The 16868-nt window shown below is 52.8% G+C and carries 14 protein-coding genes; 11 read left to right on the forward strand and 3 right to left on the reverse strand.

Going from position 1 to position 16868, the window contains the following annotated elements:
• Positions 1 to 12: 12 nt before the first annotated feature.
• The 5 genes from GS601_RS16620 to GS601_RS16640 all read left to right on the forward strand — a co-directional run bounded on the left by GS601_RS16620 (position 13) and on the right by GS601_RS16640 (position 6286).
• Positions 13 to 2679: a glycosyltransferase family 39 protein gene (locus tag GS601_RS16620; RefSeq protein WP_162424408.1), complete on the forward strand. Its 2667-nt coding sequence runs from the start codon at positions 13 to 15 to the stop codon at positions 2677 to 2679.
• Positions 2680 to 2686: 7 nt separating this feature from the next.
• Positions 2687 to 3286 (forward strand): L-threonylcarbamoyladenylate synthase, encoded by a 600-nt coding sequence (locus GS601_RS16625; protein ID WP_162424409.1) that lies wholly within the window; start codon positions 2687 to 2689, stop codon positions 3284 to 3286.
• Between the two features lie 8 nt (positions 3287 to 3294).
• Positions 3295 to 3480: a hypothetical protein gene (locus tag GS601_RS16630; protein ID WP_162424410.1), complete on the forward strand. Its 186-nt coding sequence runs from the start codon at positions 3295 to 3297 to the stop codon at positions 3478 to 3480.
• A gap of 18 nt (positions 3481 to 3498) precedes the next feature.
• Positions 3499 to 4350 carry a sensor histidine kinase gene (locus GS601_RS16635; RefSeq protein WP_162424411.1) on the forward strand — a complete coding sequence of 284 codons (852 nt, stop codon included), beginning with the start codon at positions 3499 to 3501 and terminating at the stop codon, positions 4348 to 4350.
• A 199-nt stretch (positions 4351 to 4549) separates the two neighbouring features.
• Entirely contained in the window at positions 4550 to 6286 is a 1737-nt protein-coding gene (locus GS601_RS16640) for a serine/threonine protein kinase (RefSeq protein WP_238393325.1), read from the forward strand.
• A gap of 58 nt (positions 6287 to 6344) precedes the next feature.
• Here the strand turns inward: GS601_RS16640 and GS601_RS16645 are convergent, their stop codons facing one another.
• Entirely contained in the window at positions 6345 to 6635 is a 291-nt protein-coding gene (locus tag GS601_RS16645) for a WGxxGxxG family protein (protein ID WP_162424412.1), read from the reverse strand.
• Positions 6636 to 6875: 240 nt separating this feature from the next.
• Here GS601_RS16645 and hemE point away from each other — a divergent pair, with 240 nt between their 5' ends.
• Positions 6876 to 7943 carry a uroporphyrinogen decarboxylase gene (gene hemE, locus GS601_RS16650; RefSeq protein ID WP_162424413.1) on the forward strand — a complete coding sequence of 356 codons (1068 nt, stop codon included), beginning with the start codon at positions 6876 to 6878 and terminating at the stop codon, positions 7941 to 7943.
• A 149-nt stretch (positions 7944 to 8092) separates the two neighbouring features.
• Positions 8093 to 9064 (forward strand): NAD-dependent epimerase/dehydratase family protein, encoded by a 972-nt coding sequence (locus GS601_RS16655; RefSeq protein ID WP_162424414.1) that lies wholly within the window; start codon positions 8093 to 8095, stop codon positions 9062 to 9064.
• A 32-nt stretch (positions 9065 to 9096) separates the two neighbouring features.
• Here the strand turns inward: GS601_RS16655 and petL are convergent, their stop codons facing one another.
• Both petL and pdhA read right to left on the reverse strand, forming a co-directional pair.
• On the reverse strand, positions 9097 to 9189 hold the full coding sequence (gene petL / locus GS601_RS16660) for a cytochrome b6-f complex subunit PetL (protein WP_162424415.1): 93 nt from the start codon (positions 9187 to 9189) through the stop codon (positions 9097 to 9099).
• Between the two features lie 341 nt (positions 9190 to 9530).
• Complete coding sequence (gene pdhA, locus GS601_RS16665) at positions 9531 to 10562, reverse strand: pyruvate dehydrogenase (acetyl-transferring) E1 component subunit alpha (RefSeq protein WP_162424416.1); 1032 nt, start codon at positions 10560 to 10562, stop codon at positions 9531 to 9533.
• Between the two features lie 430 nt (positions 10563 to 10992).
• Between pdhA and GS601_RS16670 the strand changes: the two genes are divergently transcribed.
• The 4 genes from GS601_RS16670 (at position 10993) to GS601_RS16685 (ending at position 16666) form a co-directional block, all read left to right on the forward strand.
• Complete coding sequence (locus tag GS601_RS16670; RefSeq protein WP_162424417.1) at positions 10993 to 13230, forward strand: IMS domain-containing protein; 2238 nt, start codon at positions 10993 to 10995, stop codon at positions 13228 to 13230.
• Positions 13231 to 13334: 104 nt separating this feature from the next.
• The gene (locus GS601_RS16675; protein WP_162424418.1) at positions 13335 to 14291 is read left to right on the forward strand and encodes an AEC family transporter; all 957 of its coding nucleotides are present in this window, start codon (positions 13335 to 13337) and stop codon (positions 14289 to 14291) included.
• Between the two features lie 116 nt (positions 14292 to 14407).
• Positions 14408 to 15181: a response regulator transcription factor gene (locus GS601_RS16680; RefSeq protein WP_162424419.1), complete on the forward strand. Its 774-nt coding sequence runs from the start codon at positions 14408 to 14410 to the stop codon at positions 15179 to 15181.
• Between the two features lie 171 nt (positions 15182 to 15352).
• On the forward strand, positions 15353 to 16666 hold the full coding sequence (locus GS601_RS16685; RefSeq protein ID WP_162424454.1) for an ATP-binding protein: 1314 nt from the start codon (positions 15353 to 15355) through the stop codon (positions 16664 to 16666).
• Positions 16667 to 16868: the final 202 nt, after the last annotated feature.

The raw sequence follows: 16868 nt of genomic DNA on the forward strand, positions 1-16868 counted from the left end.
GAATGATGACCGATGGCTCACGAATGGCAACAATGGGGTGAGTGCGTGATTGCGAAAGAACGAGCCTGGGTTGACGGATTACCCATTTTGGGAAGCATTTGGCTAATCGGCGCGATCGCAGACCGACTCTGGTTTGCGATCGATCAGTCTGTGCCCGCGTGGGATCAGGCAGATTATTTGACGGGGGCACTGAACTATTGGAAAGCCTTGCAAGCTCCGCAGTGGTTTTCTGGCGAGTGGTGGACGAGCTTTTGGATGCTGTCGTCTAAAATTCCGCCGTTTGTCTACATTTCTACCACTCCATTTATTGGATTGTTTGGCGCAGGGGCAGATCAGGCAACGCTGGTCAATTTACTGTATGGCGCAGTTTTGCTTGCCTCGGTCTATGGGTTAGGAATCCGGCTGTTTAGCGTTCAGGTGGGCTTGTGGGCTGCCGGGTTATGCCTGCTGCTGCCTGGGCTTTATGCGATTCGATTGGATTTTTTGATTGATTTTCCGTTGGTGGCTTTGGTAACGCTCAGCTTTTGGTGTCTGACGATGTGGTGGCTAGCCAGCGATGAAACCTGGAAGGTCGCAGACCGGTGGCAACCGCAGGCAACCCCGCAACCGCTCACAGACATTGCTCAAGCGAGTGCCATTTTGCGGTTCCAGAGTTTTGGTGGGGCGATGCCGATGCGGGTGATGCCGTGGTTGTGGGCGGCGGCGTTTGGGGTAGCGTTGGGCTTGGCATTGCTCACGAAACAAACGACGCTGTTTTTTTTGCTAACGCCGATCGTCTGGCTGGGCGCTGTTTCGATTGGCAAACGGCGCTGGATCAAGCTGATTCAGCTAGTGTTTGGGCTAGCGATCGCACTTTACCTGTGTTTTCCGTGGTATCGCACCAATTGGCTGTTGATTTTGACCTCTGGCAAACGGGCGACGATCGATGCTGCGATCGCAGAAGGCGATCCGCCCCTGACTAGCCTCGCGGCTTGGACGTTTTATCTCACAGAACTGCCCCGATCGGTCTCGTTGCCGATCTTGATCATTGCCCTCGTCGGACTTGTGCTGTACTGGAAGCGTGCCGTTGTGAGTCGTGAATTTGCCATCGTCAAGGGGCGGTTGGTCACCTCTGTAGATTATGGCGGGTTACGCCATCGCGGCTATCGCCAAGATGTGTACGCCGCGTGGTGGCAGTCGGTTCGGTGGCTGCTGATATTTTTGGTTGGGGCCTATTTTCTGTGTTCGCTCAATGTCAACAAAGACGATCGCTATATCGCGCCGTTACTGCCTGTGTTGGCGATTTTGTTGGCGCAGGGGTTAGTGCTATTTCCCGATCGCCTGCGGCTGTTTCGGTGGTGGGCAGTGGGCTTGGCGGCGCTGCTGATGGGGTTGGGGTTGGTGCCGTCGGGCATGGTGCCCCCGCTTTCAGATACTTATCAGCATCGCGCCGTGCTGGCAGACAATTGGCATCATGCTGATGTGGTTAACGACATCATTCAAACCGAACCGTATTTGACGAGCACCGTCGGCGTTCTCCCGTCTGTTCCAGAGTTCAATCAACACAATCTCAATTATTTTGGGGCGCTGAGAAATTTTCAGGTGTATGGGCGGCAGGTCGGAACCAACGTGCGGCAGGTCGAGCAAGATGCGCGATCGCTCTCTTGGTTTGTGACAAAAGATGGCGATCAAGGGTCAATTCGCCGTCCCGAAGCGCAATCGATCCTCACCGCCGCCATTGCTGAAAGTCCTGAGTTTCAGTTGCAAAACTCGTGGGCATTGCCCGATCGCAGCCAGCTACATCTCTATCATCGGACTGTGCCAACGGTGCAGGTGAAACCTGGTACAGGAGAGTCAGCCAAGGTGCGATTAGAGCAAGTTCGGGTTCCTAACCAAGTTGCCCCAGGTCAGCCGATGCCCATCACCTATCGCTGGTCGGGGTCTTGGCAGGAGTTGCGATCGGGCTTAGTGTTGCTGACTTGGCACCGGGACAACGAGCGCTGGTTTCATGATCATGCGATCGCGCTGGGCAATCTGCAACCCTCTGCCAATGATGATACTGCTCAATTCCAAGTGGTGGAACGGCTAGCCGCCCTGCCTCCCAAAACTGCCCAAGGCACCTACACCCTGAAAGCGACCTATCTCAATCGCGAGACCCAAGAAACTTATGAGATTGCCGTTCCTGACCTCCGCTTGAACCTTGCTGCCAATGCTCCTGCCCCTGCCCCTCAAGAGCCTGATTTTGTGACGCAACTGCGATCGCTGGCAACCAAAATGCCCACCGGCATGAAGGAACTGAGTGTCATCTTTGAAGAAATCAACCGATTAAATCAATACGATCCGGTGCAAGATTATGTGGCGCAAGCCCGCCAAATTTTAGACTACCGCCTCCAGCAAGAACCGCAAAATCGAGAGTTTGCTTATGGTTTGGCGCTGACCAATGTGCTGGGGCGGCGGGTTGAACCTGCGATCGCGGCGCTAGAAACGGTGGTGAAGCTTGATCCAACAAATCCGAATGCCTATGCCTATCTTGCGTTTGTCAATCTGTATGATTTTCGTCCAAAAGCGGCTCAAGCGGCGATCAATGCTGCCTTGGCGCTCAACCCAAATCTGCCAGAGTTGCACACACTCAATGCGGTGTCCGGGCTGATGCAAGGCAATCTCGTTCAGGCTTGGCAAGAATTTCGGAGAAATAATTAACGCGGCTATGCCTCAAGTTTCGTTTGATGCCCTCGTCTCGGCTCTTTTGGAAGGTACGCACCTTGCTAGTTTCCCGACCGATACCGTTCCCGCTTTAGCCGCCAGACCCGATCGCGCCGATCTGATCTTCCAAGCCAAACAGCGCAGCGCTGAGAAACCCCTGATTTTGATGGCAGGCGCGATCGCCGATCTCTGGCAATATGTTACTGGCAGCGAAGCGGAACTCAAAATCTGGCAGCAAATGGCAGAAACCTATCTGCCAGGGGCGTTGACGTTGGTGTTACCTGCCAGCGATCGCGTCCCCGTGACGATGCATCCAAGCGACCCAACCACCATTGGTGTGCGCGTTCCCAACGGTGCGATCGCTCAAGCAATTTTGGCTCAAACTGGAGCCTTAGCCACCACCAGCGCCAACCGCTCTGGGCAGCCTGCCCTGCTTACCATGTCTGGCATCCAAGCTCAGTTCCCCAACGTTCTTACCTTATCTTCCGACGAGTTTCCAGACTTGGATGCAGCCGTTTCGGGGACTCCTTCTACAGTGGTGAAGTGGAGCAACCCTAACTGGCACATCTTGCGTCAAGGTGCGGTTCAGATCACTCTGCCCTAGCAGAAGCGGTGTCTCGATCCGTCGGGTTCGGAGACAGTATTATCAAGTGTTATGATTTGGTGTCTGCTTGCCATAACTCATCACGTCATTTTGCCGTAAATTATCTGGTGGGCAATGCAAACGATCTGGCAACGGAAGCGAGGGTGCAGGCTCTGGGCAGCACAGATGGAACAGAGACTAACGTGAATGACTAACGTGAATGACCAACGTGAATGACCAACGTGAATGACCAACGATTGGATAAACAGCTTGTGACGGTAGAATCAACCCTTGACTCAACGGCTTTAAAGCGACTCGCCCTCGCCCATCACATGGCGACAGAATTGGCTCAGTTTAAAGCGGGATTTCTAGCACGGACATCTCACGAACTGCGATCGCCCCTCAATGGGCTGATTGGCTCTCACCAACTCATCCTCTCTGATCTGTGCGACAGCCCCGATGAAGAACGAGAATTCGTTGCCCAAGCCCACGAGGCTGCCCTTAAACTGGTGCGGTTGCTCGATGAAATTATTCATGTCTCAAAAGCGGAGTATGGCAGCAGCGCCCTGGAAATTCAGCCGTTATCCCTAAAGACGGTGTTGGAAGAGGTCTACGGCTTGACTCATTTGCTGGCAGAAAATCGCAACCTCAAATTTCAGATTGCCTACCCCGATCAGTCGCTTTATGTGCTTGCCGATCCAAACTGGTTGCGATATGTGCTGGTGAGCCTGGTGAGCAACGCGGTTTCTCTCATGCAAGCAGGCGCGATCGCGCTTACGGTTATGGAACATCCGCCGTTTGCGGCGATTGTGATCGAAGACGAACGCCCCGCTCAGAGTGGCAACGATGCTTCTCATGCAGGCTTGGCAGAACCCATCGACCTCCTGCACTCTCCACCCGATGCCCCCCCGTTACTCTCAAAAATCCTAGAAGCAAGCTATGCGCCGGGGTTTTCCCTGCTCTTGACTCAAACGGCGATGACCTTGATGAACGGTCGGCTAGATCTCCTCTCTGTGCCGTCTCATCCGTCAGAAACTGTCACTCGGATGCGGTGTTCGATTCCGTTGGCGGTGCACGATGACTAAAATAGAAGCCTGATGATGGGCGATCCGTTAAACGATGGTGGCGCGATTTTGAGTTGAGGGGTAAAGGGGTGCATGAGTCGATGGTTCCGATTACTAGACTCCCCATCTCCCCATCTCCCCATCTCCCCATCGACTCCTAATCCCTCATTTCAAACTTGACAGACCACCAGGGTTACTCTCAGTTCCTCATTCCTTGTAGATGATGAATTCGCTGATTGGCAAGTCCTTACAAAACGGCAAATATATCTTGACTGAGGAAATCGGTCGAGGCGGGTTTGGCATTACGTTTAAGGCAACCCATGAGTATCTTAATCAAGTGGTTGTGATCAAAACCCTACATGAGACCTTGCAAAACGGTGTCTCGGGTGTTCCCCGCAGCGCCAATCGTAACGCTGCCGACTTTCAACGAAAATTTCGTGATGAAGCCCGCCGCTTAGCCATGTGCGTTCATCCCAATATTGTGCGGGTGAGCGACTTTTTTATTGAAGATAACGTGTCTTACATGGTGATGGACTACATCGCTGGGCAAACCCTCGAAGACCTGGTATTTCCCGATGATCCCCTGCCCGAAGCTACGGCAATTCACTACATCCGCCAAATTGGGGCAGCCCTGCGAGTAGTGCATCAGAACGGCTTGCTGCATCGCGATGTGAAGCCGCAAAATATCATTCTGCGAGACGGCACTCAAGAGGTTGTGCTGATCGATTTTGGGATTGCACGAGAATTTACGCCTGGCTCGACCCAAACCCACACGAATATGATTTCGGCAGGCTATGCGCCCGTTGAGCAGTATCTAACTCAGGGCAAACGCAGCCCCGCCACCGACGTGTATGGTCTTGCCGCCACCCTTTATGCGCTGGTTACCGCAGAAGTGCCTGTGGCTTCTGTTTTGCAGCAACACCAACCCCTCCCCGAACCGCGCCAGTTGCAACGGCGCTTAAGTGCTTCCACTAATCAGGCGATTCTACGGGGCATGGCGCTAGATGCTCAACATCGTCCGGCGACCGTAGATGAGTGGCTGGCGCTGCTGTTTAGCGATGCCTTGACGAGTGAGGAGATCTCAACGGGTGCCCCAACGGTGCCTGTGGCGGCTGAGCGCTCTGCGTCCTATAGTTCGCAAACGCAACCTCCTTCGGCATTTCCGGCAACCGTTGCCATGGCGACCCCTGCGATCGCACGCACCCTTGATCCTGGCTCGGTTACCCACAAGCCTGGACTGCGGGCGGTGTGGATGCTGGTGGCAGTGTCAGGGCTGACGCTGATGGGCGTGACGATCGCGGCATTTTGGTGGCGATCGCAGCCGCCAGACCCAGTCGTGGCAGACAGCCCATCTCCCACCATTAGCCCCTCTATTCCCCCTGTCACCCCCACTCCAACTCCTGAAGCGTCTCCGGAACCCGTCTCCCCTAGCCCCAGCCCTTCGCCAGTGCCCTCTCCAGATGTTCAATCCCCACCGCCCGTCGAGGCAGAAAGCGCCGTTGAGCAACTTCTGACACGCCCGCCAGAAAATCGCGATTCTAAAAAAAAACCATCTCGCATCCCCGGTTTCCCCATCGGAACCTCCGTGCAAGAGGTGCAAAGCGCGCTCGGTCAGCCCGTTCAGACTAAACGCGGCTATTGGGGCGATACCCAAAGCGCCTTGTATGAACCTGTTCCTGACCAAATTTCGCTGGCGTACCTGTTCGATCGCGGCTCTGGTCAAGTTCGCCAAACGGAAGCCTCGTTTGCCAACTCTGTAGATCCGCTGATCATGCAAGTCACCCTCAACGGCATGATGGGGAGCCAAGCGCCGCTGAAGGTGCTTTCTGCCCTGAAGCAGGTTGCCGCTCGCCAGACCAATCAGTACTCGTTTGAGCAGGGCAACCTAAAGGGCGTAATCGAGCGCAATAGTAGCGATCGCATCTACATCGGCGTTTGGGATGCCGATTTGCATTAAAAAATCCGTAATTGGGAGAGATCAATTACGGATGAGGATAGACAAGTTGAGGGAGTTGTTAGTAGCGATCGCGCGTCGTGCCAACCGCATTCGGATCACGGTATGCTGTGCCGCCTACTTCGTCGCGGCTGCTGCTTTTGCGCCCCATCAAACCAAACAAACCCAGCAAACCAAGCAAACCCCAATAACCGTTGCGCCCTTCTCTGCCATACTCAACCGCTTCTTGCAGTGTGGTGGTGGTGCCAGGGGCGGTAGTCGTCCCCGGAGCAGTTTGGCTCAAAGCAGGCATCGCAGGAGCGATCGCTAGAGCAGTCATCAAAGCAACATTTGCAGCAAAAAATTTAGACATGTTTTGAACCCCATTAAAGACAGGATGTAATTGAGTTCAGAATAGAAATTGGCTCTGGAAAATTAATCATTCTTAGGGGTCAAAGCTTAAAGACGGAAGGAAGAGAAATGACTGAATTTCCGTTCGTTCATTTATTGCAAAACTGTTACAAACCCCGGTAGAACGGCGAAAGCAGCGACTCACGATGATAGTCTAAGGAGTGGAGAAAACAAAAGATTTTATTCACGTAGAGAGGCTGAAATGACGGGTTCTTCTCAAATTCCACTTTTGTTACGAGCAGCGCGCGGCGAAGTCCTCGACCGCCCCCCCGTCTGGATGATGCGGCAGGCAGGGCGCTACATGAAAGCCTATCGAGATCTGCGGGAGAAGTACCCTTCGTTTCGAGAGCGCTCCGAAATTCCGGAGGTGGCGATCAAGATTTCGTTACAGCCCTGGAGGGCGTTTCAGCCTGATGGTGTGATTCTGTTTTCCGATATCGTCACCCCGTTGCCCGGCTTGGGGATCGAGATGGACATTGCTGAAGGAAAAGGTCCGATTATTGCAGACCCGATTCGATCGCAGGCTCAAATCGATGCGTTGCGGGCATTGGAGCCAGAAGAGTCGCTGCCGTTTATCAAACCGATTCTGAACGCCCTGCGAGCAGAAGTCGGCAATCAATCGACCGTACTAGGATTTGTGGGCGCACCCTGGACGCTCGCTGCCTATGCCGTTGAAGGTAAAGGATCGAAAACCTATTCTGTGATTAAGAATATGGCGTTCTCGACGCCCGCCATGCTGCACAGCTTGCTCGAAAAGTTGGCAGACGCGATCGCGGTCTATACCCGCTACCAAATCGACTGCGGCGCTCAGGTGGTGCAAATGTTCGATTCGTGGGCAGGGCAAGTCAGCCCGCAAGACTACGACACGTTCATTTTGCCGTATCAGCAGCGCGTCTTCCGTCAAGTCAAGCAAACCCACCCCGATACGCCGCTGATTCTGCTCGTCAGTGGCAGCGGTGGACTTCTAGAGCGGATGGCAAAGTCAGGGGCAGACATCATCAGCGTTGACTGGACGGTAGACATGGCAGATGCGCGCTCACGCCTGGGCAAAGAGATGAATGTGCAAGGCAATATCGACCCCGGCGTGCTATTTGGGTCGAAGGAATTCATCCGCGATCGCATTCTCGATACGATTCGTAAAGCGGGTCATCGGGGTCATATTTTAAACCTGGGTCACGGCATTCTACCTAAAACCCCTGAGGAAAACGCGGCGTTTTTCTTTGAAACGGCGAAGCAAGTCGATCAGCTACTTGCCACACCAACTCACTAAAAATTGGGGTTTTCAAGTCAGGATTGGAGAGAATCGCGGTGTAAGTTGGGGGTTTTGAGTTTATTCTGTTAATTCATAGCTCCTACGGATGATATATGGCTCATCGCGCTCCTCCACTCCCTTCCCTCTAACTTCTAACCCCCTTTCTCATGACCTCAAAGCGAATTTTCGTGACGGGTGCAAGTGGATGCATTGGTCACTACATTGTTGAATCGTTAATCCAGAACACGACCCATGAACTGTTTTTGCTCGTCAGACAGGCTGACAAGCTGAAAATTGACGTTTATGCTCGCCCTGGTGTGACGGTTTTGCAAGCAGACGTGCGAGACGTTGAGCAGTATCGAGACCTCCTGCAAACGATCGACTGTGCGGTGGTGGCGCACACCGATTGGGGTGGAGAACACGTTGACGAGATCAATGTGGTGAGCACGAGCACGCTGATCAATCTGCTTGACCCCGATCGCTGTGAGCAAGTGATCTATTTTTCAACGGCAAGTATTTTAAGCCGAGAAAATCAAGTCCTTCAAGAAGCTGAGGAGATTGGCAGCCCGTACATTCGCTCGAAATATCGGTGTCATGAGAAGCTGTCTAAACTTGCGATCGCGCCCAAACTAACAACGCTTTACCCAACGCTGGTTCTCGGTGGCGGAGAGCGCTATCCCTACTCACATCTCTCGTCTGGCATTGCCGACGTAATGCAGTGGATCAAGCTGATTCGGTTTTTGAGTGCCGATGGCAGCTTCCACTTTATTCACGGGTATGACATTGCTCAGGTGGTAGGCTATCTGATCGAGCATCCGGCAACCGAGCGTCGCGATCTGGTCTTAGGCAACGAAGCGCTGACCGTCAATCAAACGATTGAAGCAGCCTCAAATTATTTCAACCAACGAATGTATTTTCGGATTCCGCTGTCGCTGCGGTTAGCCGATTTTCTAATTTTCTTATTTCGCATCCAGATGGGCGAGTGGGAATACTTTTCGCTGCACTACCGCTATTTCACGTATCAAAATGTGGTTTGTCCGGCTTCATTCGGCATGACGACGTACTGCTCAACGTTATATGACGTGTTCAAACTGAGCGGTCTTCCGAACGGGCGTTTACAAAAGAAGCGTAGTTCGTAACTTAGACCTTGCTACGAACTACGAACCATGAGTTAGATCAGCTTGATGGCACGGAAGGCAGTATACAGTCCGAATGCCAGTGCGATCGCGCCACCGACCAAAGCCAAATACGTAATAACAGCCATACGGGTTTCTCCAAACGTCCTATCAGCACTATACAAAAGTTTGGAGGACTATAGTTATACCAAATTAATCTGTAACTGCTATCGATGTGCGACCTCCCCCAACCCCTCCTGAGCCAGCAGGGAGCCGAAAAGTCCCTCCTCACCAAGGGGGAGAGCCGTAGGCAGGGGGGGCGAGGATCTGTCGCAGTGAACAATCAATTGGGTATTACAGGAGTTTGGGTTACAGGAGTTGGGCGATCTGGTGTGGTCACTCATCTGGTGTGGTCACTCAATAGATGGTCAACATTGAGTTGAGGAGGAGATGGATTCGATTACTAACCAACCCATCCACTTTCACCGCCCTAATCTTCAGCAAAGATGTATTTGTAAAGCTCACTGGGGTCGGGTTCAGGGCTATCGATCGCAAACTGCACCGCATCCTCCACCACCGATTGAATGGTCTTCTCAATCGCTTTGAGTTCTGGCTGATCTGCCAGATTTTGCTCGGTCAGGTAAGCAGAGAATTTTTTGATCGGATCGCGAGCCAACCAGGCTTCTTTTTCAGCCTTCGATCGCAGTTCGTCAGGGTCGGCTAACGAGTGACCCCGGAAGCGATAGGTCAAACACTCAATCAGGGTTGGGCCCTCTCCTGCGCGGGCACGAGCCACAGCTTCTTGAGCAATGCCCCGCACTGCCAGCACATCCATGCCGTCTACCTCGTATCCCGGCATGCCAAACACACTCGCCTTTTTATAAATTTCGGGCTGAGACGTTGCGCGATCGTGGGCCATGCCAATCGCCCACTTATTATTTTCAACCACAAATAAAATGGGCAACTTCCACAGCGCTGCCATGTTCAGGCACTCGAAAAACTGACCGTTATTTGTGGTGCCATCGCCAAAAAACGCGGCAGTCACCTGATCTGCATTCTCATCACCCATCACTTCTCGGCGATATTTGCTCTGAAACGCTGCCCCCGTCGCCACCGGAATGCCCTCTCCAATAAAAGCAAAGCCGCCCAGCAAGCGGTGCGGCTCGGAAAACAAGTGCATTGACCCGCCGCGACCTTTGCTGCATCCCGTTGCTTTGCCAAAAAGTTCTGCCATCACTTCGCGCGCTGGCACACCACAACTCAAGGCGTGGACGTGATCGCGGTAGGTGCTGCACACGTAGTCTTCTCCTGGGCGCATCGCTCGAATCACGCCCGTAGAAACGGCTTCTTGCCCGTTGTAGAGGTGGACAAAGCCAAACATTTTGCCCCGGTAGTACATCTCGGCGCACTTATCTTCAAAAAAGCGCCCCAACACCATGTCTTGGTAAAGCATTAGCCCCTCTGCCCGCGTGACTTGGGCAGGAGCAGTTTGAAATGTGGGAAAAGCTCTTTCCTGAACCATAAGAGTGACAACCTCGCTGCAATACCCAGAAGACAGACCTGACCCCAAAAAAGCGTCAGCCTTCATAATCTAATCTAAAATAGCTTTCTGATGTGTCAAAGATCAAACAGTTGAAGGCGAATCGTGGCGCTTCGCAAGGGGAGAACGGCAAAACTTGCCTGTCTATGCAAAATTTCACTTTCAATTAAGGTCTGATCCCTTTTATCGCTCTCTAGAAAATTCTATTGTTAGAGATCTATCTGTTAAAAATTCATTGATTGGATAGCCTGGCTTCATGCGGGTCTAAGGGTCGATTAAAAGTCAACAAAAATTAGTCGATCGCTACGCTTTTTTAGGGTAAACTGCCGTTTCTCCCGAGACGGGGTATGATGTCTCTCATTCATTCGTCACGTTCATTGATCACTTTTGTCTACTGGTGGGGAAGCTAACCGTGCGTATACCGCTCGATTATTATCGGATTCTTGGTCTGCCCAATCAGGCAACGTCTGAGCAGGTGCGGCAGGCTCATCGCGATCGCACCCTCCAGCTTCCGCGCCGAGAGTATTCTGAAGCCGCGATCGCAACACGCAAAAGCTTGCTGGATGAGGCATACCGGGTGCTGTCTAACCCTGAGAAACGCCAAGAGTATGATGAGACGTTTCTGGCATCAACCTACGAGGAGCTAAACTCTGGTTTGACGGACGGTTTGACCGGGGCAAATGGCGCACGGCATCCCTCAGAAAGTCTTGGCGATGCAGCCGGGGATGCCCATACGCCGACTGTTGAAATCGACGATCGCCACCTCATCGGTGCACTTCTGGTTTTGCAAGAACTGGGCGAATATGAACTTGTGCTGACTCTGGGGCGTCCTTATCTCAGCAGTGGCACAGCCAGTTTGCGAGACGGGCGCTTCGGCGATCCAAAGCTGGTATTGCCCGACATTGTGCTTACCCTGGCATTGGCATGTCTAGAACTAGGACGCGAACAGTGGCATCAAGGACAGTACGAAAATGCCGCAGAAGCCCTTGAAACAGGGCAAGAACTCCTACTGCGAGAAGGACTATTTGCCAGCGTCCGCAGCGAAATTCAGTCGGATCTATTCAAGCTGCGTCCCTACCGAATCTTAGAGCTACTCGCTCTACCAATTGAAAACCAAGCCGATCGCCAGCAAGGGATTCGCCTGTTGCAAGATATGCTGCACGAACGAGGCGGTATCGATGGCACAGGAAACGATCAGTCTGGGTTGAGCATCGATGACTTTCTGCGGTTTATTCAGCAATTGCGGAGCTACCTGACAGCCGAAGAGCAGCAGGCATTGTTTGAAGAAGAATCCCGTCGCCCGTCGGCAGTGGCAACTTATCTGGCAGTTTATGCCCTGCTCGGTCGCGGTTTTGCCCAGCAGCAGCCAGCCTCAATTCGGCGAGCCAAGGCAATGTTGGCGCGGTTAGGAAGCCGTCAAGATGTTCATTTAGAACAAGCCGTTTGCGCCTTGCTTTTGGGGCAAACCGAAGAAGCCAGTCGAGTTTTAGAACTCAGTCAAGAATACGAACAAATTGCGTTTATCCGCGAACACTCTCAAGGTGCTCCTGATCTGTTGCCTGGTCTCTGTTTATATGCCGAACAATGGCTGCAAGATGAAGTCTTCCCCCATTTTCGCGATTTAGCCAAGCGGCAAGCCTTGCTGAAAGACTATTTTTCTGATGAGCAAGTGCAGGCGTATCTCGAAGAACTGCCCACCGAAGCCGAAAACCGTCACGATTGGTCTCTTTCCCAGAGTTGGAGCCGTCGAGTGCCGGATGAAACAGCGTACGACGGCAGAATGGCGGCACGCAACGGGCGATCTACAGGGGCAGTTTCGGTTCATCCCTTGGGGGATCGGGGGGCAACGGCAACGCTCGCCTCCACCGAAGCAGCGGGTATTGCAACCTTGCCTGCGGCAGAGCGCTATGCCAGTCGATCGCCTGAAGGCGGTTTGCAGGAGACAACGGGTTCTTCTGGGCGACCTCAAGCGCCTCGTCGGTCTTCCCGGAGCGGCGATGCGTCGGGATCGGGGAACCCCCGCAACGGCAATGGGGCGGCAGTAGAGACGACCCGGCGAGGAGATGGAGCCACCGCGACCTCGCGGAAGCAGGTTCGCTTGCCGCTCTTGTTACTGGGGGTGGCAGCGGCAGGTTTGATCGGGTTTGGTTTGATCAAAGCTGTGCGATCGCTGGTGGGGGGCGGCGCTAGTCCTGCATCGGAGCCACTGCTTGTCCAACTCGATCAGCCGGTTGTCCCTCTACCCGACGCTTCTGAACCAGTTGCAATTTCGGGAGAGATGGATCAAGCCACGGCTCAGGCGATGTTAGACGCTTGGTATAGCGCTAAGCAAGAAGCCATGGGGCAGACCCATTCTACTGAAAACCTCGCTCAGGTGTTAGTAGAACCCAAACTGTCTGAATGGCAACGCAACGCAGAAGAAGCCAAGCGAGACAGGTTATCCATTGCCTACGAACATGCTGTGAAAATCGACGGAGTAGCGGTGAGCCAGAGCGATCCCAACCAGGCAACCGTAAACGCAACGGTGACAGAGATTAGAAAATATGCTCAGGGAGGTCAGCCTGCTGATACCCAAAATGATCGGGATATGCGAGTTCAATATACGATGGTGCGTCAAGATAATCAGTGGCGCATCAAAGACTGGCAGTAGAGCCGAGCGATCGGGCTGGAAAATGGTGCCATCCGCAGAATGCTTAAGATAATGCGTCTCTGATTCGCTAAGATTGTCAGGCAGTGTCCCCCGGTGCAGCGGGCATGATCGAGGTTCTTTTCCATGCGTATACTCCTCTAATTTTGTGGACAGGGCTAGGTGCGATCGCGCTTCGGTTTCTCCCCCAAACCTTTCCTCGATTTCTAGGTCGTAGTCTCTACTGGGTGGGCGTCCCGTGGCAAATTTTTGGTTTGGCACGACAGACCCATTTTGACCCCGCCCTGAGTTTGGCTCCGGTAATCACGATCGCCACCCTCGGTACTGGAATTGTGTTGTCGTGGCTGGCGCTGCGGGTCTTAGTTGCCCTAAAGGTGTCTGGCGCAGGGTTTTGGCGGTCTCTGATTCCGCCCCTCGATAGCTCTCACCAAGGTACGTTTGTCATCGCTTCGATGCTGGGTAACACAGGCTTTGTTGGGTTGGGCATCATTCCAGGGTTGCTTCGAGAGGGGAATATGAGTTGGGCGGTGCTGTTTAGCGTGACGCAAAATCTCGTTGGCACCTACGGCATTGGCGTTCTGCTCGCAAGTTATTACGGGCGATCCGAGCAACCCAATCATTGGTGGATCTTGCTACGAGATATTCTGACCGTGCCAACCCTGTGGGCCTTTGCCGCTAGCTATTTCACCCAATCTGTCGAGTTTGCTGCATGGGGCGATGCGATCGTCAATTCCTCGCTGCTGTTTGTGATTCCTGCCTCCTTTGTGTTGATGGGAATGCGCTTGGGTCAACTTCAGGGCTTGAGTAGCCTAAAAGTAGCGATCGTTCCGGTCTTGCTCAAGGTGCTGATTTTGCCGGCTCTCGTAAGCGTGGGGACAACTCTGTTAGGATTGTCGGGAGACGTGAGGCTGTCGCTGATTTTAATGGCAGGCACGCCCAGCGCCTTTGCAAGCTTGATTTTGGCAGAAGAATATAACCTCGATCGCGACCTTGCCGCGAGTTGCATTGCCCTCAGCACCGTGGGCATTCTGCTCATGATTCCGGTGTGGCTGCTGCTATTTTAGGGACATCAGCGAAACCCACCCAAAGAAACGGTATCAATCCATACTGCAATTCTGATCAATGGTAGAATTGCCCAAACACAGCTATTTTAATCGTTTCATTAACGTCCTGGATCGTTATGCCATCCATTCTCCTGACAGAAGCTACGACCGCTCCGTTCAAGTCTACGCTCGGACGTATTTTGATTGTCGAAGATGAAGATTTGATTCGAGATACGATCGCGTTTACCTTGGCTGAAGAAGGGTACGAAGTCCTTACCGCCTCCGATGGTCGCCGGGGTTTAGATATGCTGCAAGCCTCCCTGGGAAACCCATCTAGCGCCACCCAAGGAGCCGTAACCCCCATCGATCTCATCATCCTCGATCTGATGTTGCCCTACGTCAACGGCTTAGATCTCTGTCGCCTCATGCGTCGCGAAGGCAACAGCGTCCCCATTTTAATTTTGAGTGCCAAGGGCAGTGAAACCGATCGGGTCGTCGGTTTAGAAGTGGGGGCAGATGACTACCTCACAAAGCCATTTGGTATGCGTGAACTGGTGGCTCGGTGTCGGGCATTGCTGCGGCGGCATCAGCAGTTTCAGGCTGCGCCCAAAGCAGCAATGTTGCACTATCAAGACATTACCCTTTATCCAGAAGAATGTCGCGTGATCGTTCGAGGGGTTCTCGTCAACTTCTCGCCAAAAGAATTTAAGTTGCTAGAACTATTTATGACGCATCCCAAGCGGGTTTGGTCTCGTGATCAGCTTCTAGAGCGCATTTGGGGTCCAGATTTTATTGGCGAAAGCAAGACGGTGGATGTTCATATTCGATGGCTGCGAGAAAAATTAGAGCGCGATCCCAGCACTCCTGAATATCTAGTCACCGTCCGCGGATTTGGGTACCGATTTGGCTGATTTTCCGGCAGTAGGTAATCCCGGTAGGAAGGGCTATCTTGTGAGATCTTTTCTCTTCTGGCGATCGCACAATTCATCCCGTAGGGTTGTAAACGGTGTTTCTAGTGACTACCATTGCTAGTGCAAATCAGTTTCCAACTGGCACCGCCCTTTTTACCTCCAAATTCTGCCGTGAGCGTTTTGTGGTTTCTGCTCGGACTTGCGATCGGTAGTGCTGCATTACTGATCTATCGCCTCAGGTTGAGTTCTCGACTAAAGCAGCTAACCCATGCTCTTAAGGCAGATCAGGCCGGGGTTGGGTTTTCGCTGACCTCGCAACTGACCCTCGCGATCGCGCACCATCAGGAACTTAACCACGAGTTAGAGCAGCGCCTAGAAACCTGGAAACAGATCGTCAACGCTGCCCCCATCGGCTTTTTACAGGTCGATGAAGAAAATCAACTTCTCTGGCACAACCCTGAAGCCTATAAGCTGCTAAACTTTCCCCCCGGCGTGCATCATCCCCCACGCCTGCTGCTAGAACTTGTGCGATCGTACGAACTCGATTCGCTGATCGAAAAAACTCGCAACTCTCAGCAACCCCGGCAACGCGACTGGATCTTTTATCCGGCGGCGGTTGACACCGAAAATGTGTCTGATCCCCGACCGATGCCCCTCCGAGGCACGGCATTTCCCCTGGCAGAAGGAAACGTGGGCGTGTTTCTGGAAAATCGACAAGAAGCCCTTACTCTGACTCAGCAGCGCGATCGCTGGGCATCTGATGTTGCCCACGAACTGAGGACACCACTAACCTCGATTCGCCTGGTGGCGGAAACCTTGCAGTCTCGGCTAGAGCTACCCCTGCGAGACTGGGTAGACCGACTGCTGCATGAAACTATTCGGCTGAGTATGCTGGTACAAGAATTGCTGGATCTCGGTCAGCTTGAGATGAATCCGAGCCAGCGACTCCGGCTCAAGGAGGTAGACCTTATTCCGATTATCTATGCCGCGTGGAACAGCCTTGACCCCCTTGCCACGGAAAAGCAGGTATACTTGAGCCACACGGGGCTAGAATCAGCCATCGTAAAGGTAGACGAGGCACGATTTCACCGAGTCTTTCTCAACCTTTTTGATAATAGTATTAAGTACAGCCCCATTGGGCAACCTGTGCAGGTTCAGATTGACCTGCATGAATCTGGGTCAACCCCTTGCCTGAAAATTGAGGTGATTGATCAGGGAGAAGGGTTTCCTGAACAAGCCCTAACTCATGTATTTGAGCGGTTTTACCGGGCTGATCCCTCGCGATCGCGCCCAGATCGATCTTGCGAAGGCGGAGTGACGACGGCTCCGGTGCAGTATAGCAGTGGCAGTGGTTTAGGACTGGCGATCGTGCGTCAGATTATAGAAGCCCATCAGGGTTCGGTTCGTGCCAAAAATCACCCAAAAACTGGCGGTGCTTGCGTACAAATCGTGATTCCTTTCAGTAACTCCTCGTTATTAAAATGACATAGAAGATTTGAATTTGAAATCTAAGATTTTTTCGCCGTTGAATCTAGATTTCTCGCTGTAGGCTGAGACAGCCTTCTCTCTGCCTCGTTGCCCAACTTGCTGGTAGGCGTAGGAGATTTGCGCCATTTGACGGAATCCACTATCGTGTAGTATTTGTACATATTAGTATTTATACAGATGTTGCTTCTGTAATTCGTTC

This window comes from Myxacorys almedinensis A (genome assembly GCF_010091945.1).
GTDB lineage: Bacteria > Cyanobacteriota > Cyanobacteriia > Leptolyngbyales > Leptolyngbyaceae > Myxacorys > Myxacorys almedinensis.

What these genes read in the sequence shown, in the direction of transcription:
- GS601_RS16620 (WP_162424408.1), top strand. Translation starts at nt 13, where the DNA reads ATGGCTCACGAATGGCAACAATGGGGTGAGTGCGTGATTGCGAAAGAA.
- GS601_RS16625 (WP_162424409.1), top strand. Translation starts at nt 2,687, where the DNA reads ATGCCTCAAGTTTCGTTTGATGCCCTCGTCTCGGCTCTTTTGGAAGGT.
- GS601_RS16635 (WP_162424411.1), top strand. Translation starts at nt 3,499, where the DNA reads ATGACCAACGTGAATGACCAACGATTGGATAAACAGCTTGTGACGGTA.
- GS601_RS16640 (WP_238393325.1), top strand. Translation starts at nt 4,550, where the DNA reads ATGATGAATTCGCTGATTGGCAAGTCCTTACAAAACGGCAAATATATC.
- GS601_RS16645 (WP_162424412.1), bottom strand. Translation starts at nt 6,635, where the DNA reads ATGTCTAAATTTTTTGCTGCAAATGTTGCTTTGATGACTGCTCTAGCG.
- hemE (WP_162424413.1), top strand. Translation starts at nt 6,876, where the DNA reads ATGACGGGTTCTTCTCAAATTCCACTTTTGTTACGAGCAGCGCGCGGC.
- GS601_RS16655 (WP_162424414.1), top strand. Translation starts at nt 8,093, where the DNA reads ATGACCTCAAAGCGAATTTTCGTGACGGGTGCAAGTGGATGCATTGGT.
- petL (WP_162424415.1), bottom strand. Translation starts at nt 9,189, where the DNA reads ATGGCTGTTATTACGTATTTGGCTTTGGTCGGTGGCGCGATCGCACTG.
- pdhA (WP_162424416.1), bottom strand. Translation starts at nt 10,562, where the DNA reads ATGGTTCAGGAAAGAGCTTTTCCCACATTTCAAACTGCTCCTGCCCAA.
- GS601_RS16675 (WP_162424418.1), top strand. Translation starts at nt 13,335, where the DNA reads ATGATCGAGGTTCTTTTCCATGCGTATACTCCTCTAATTTTGTGGACA.
- GS601_RS16680 (WP_162424419.1), top strand. Translation starts at nt 14,408, where the DNA reads ATGCCATCCATTCTCCTGACAGAAGCTACGACCGCTCCGTTCAAGTCT.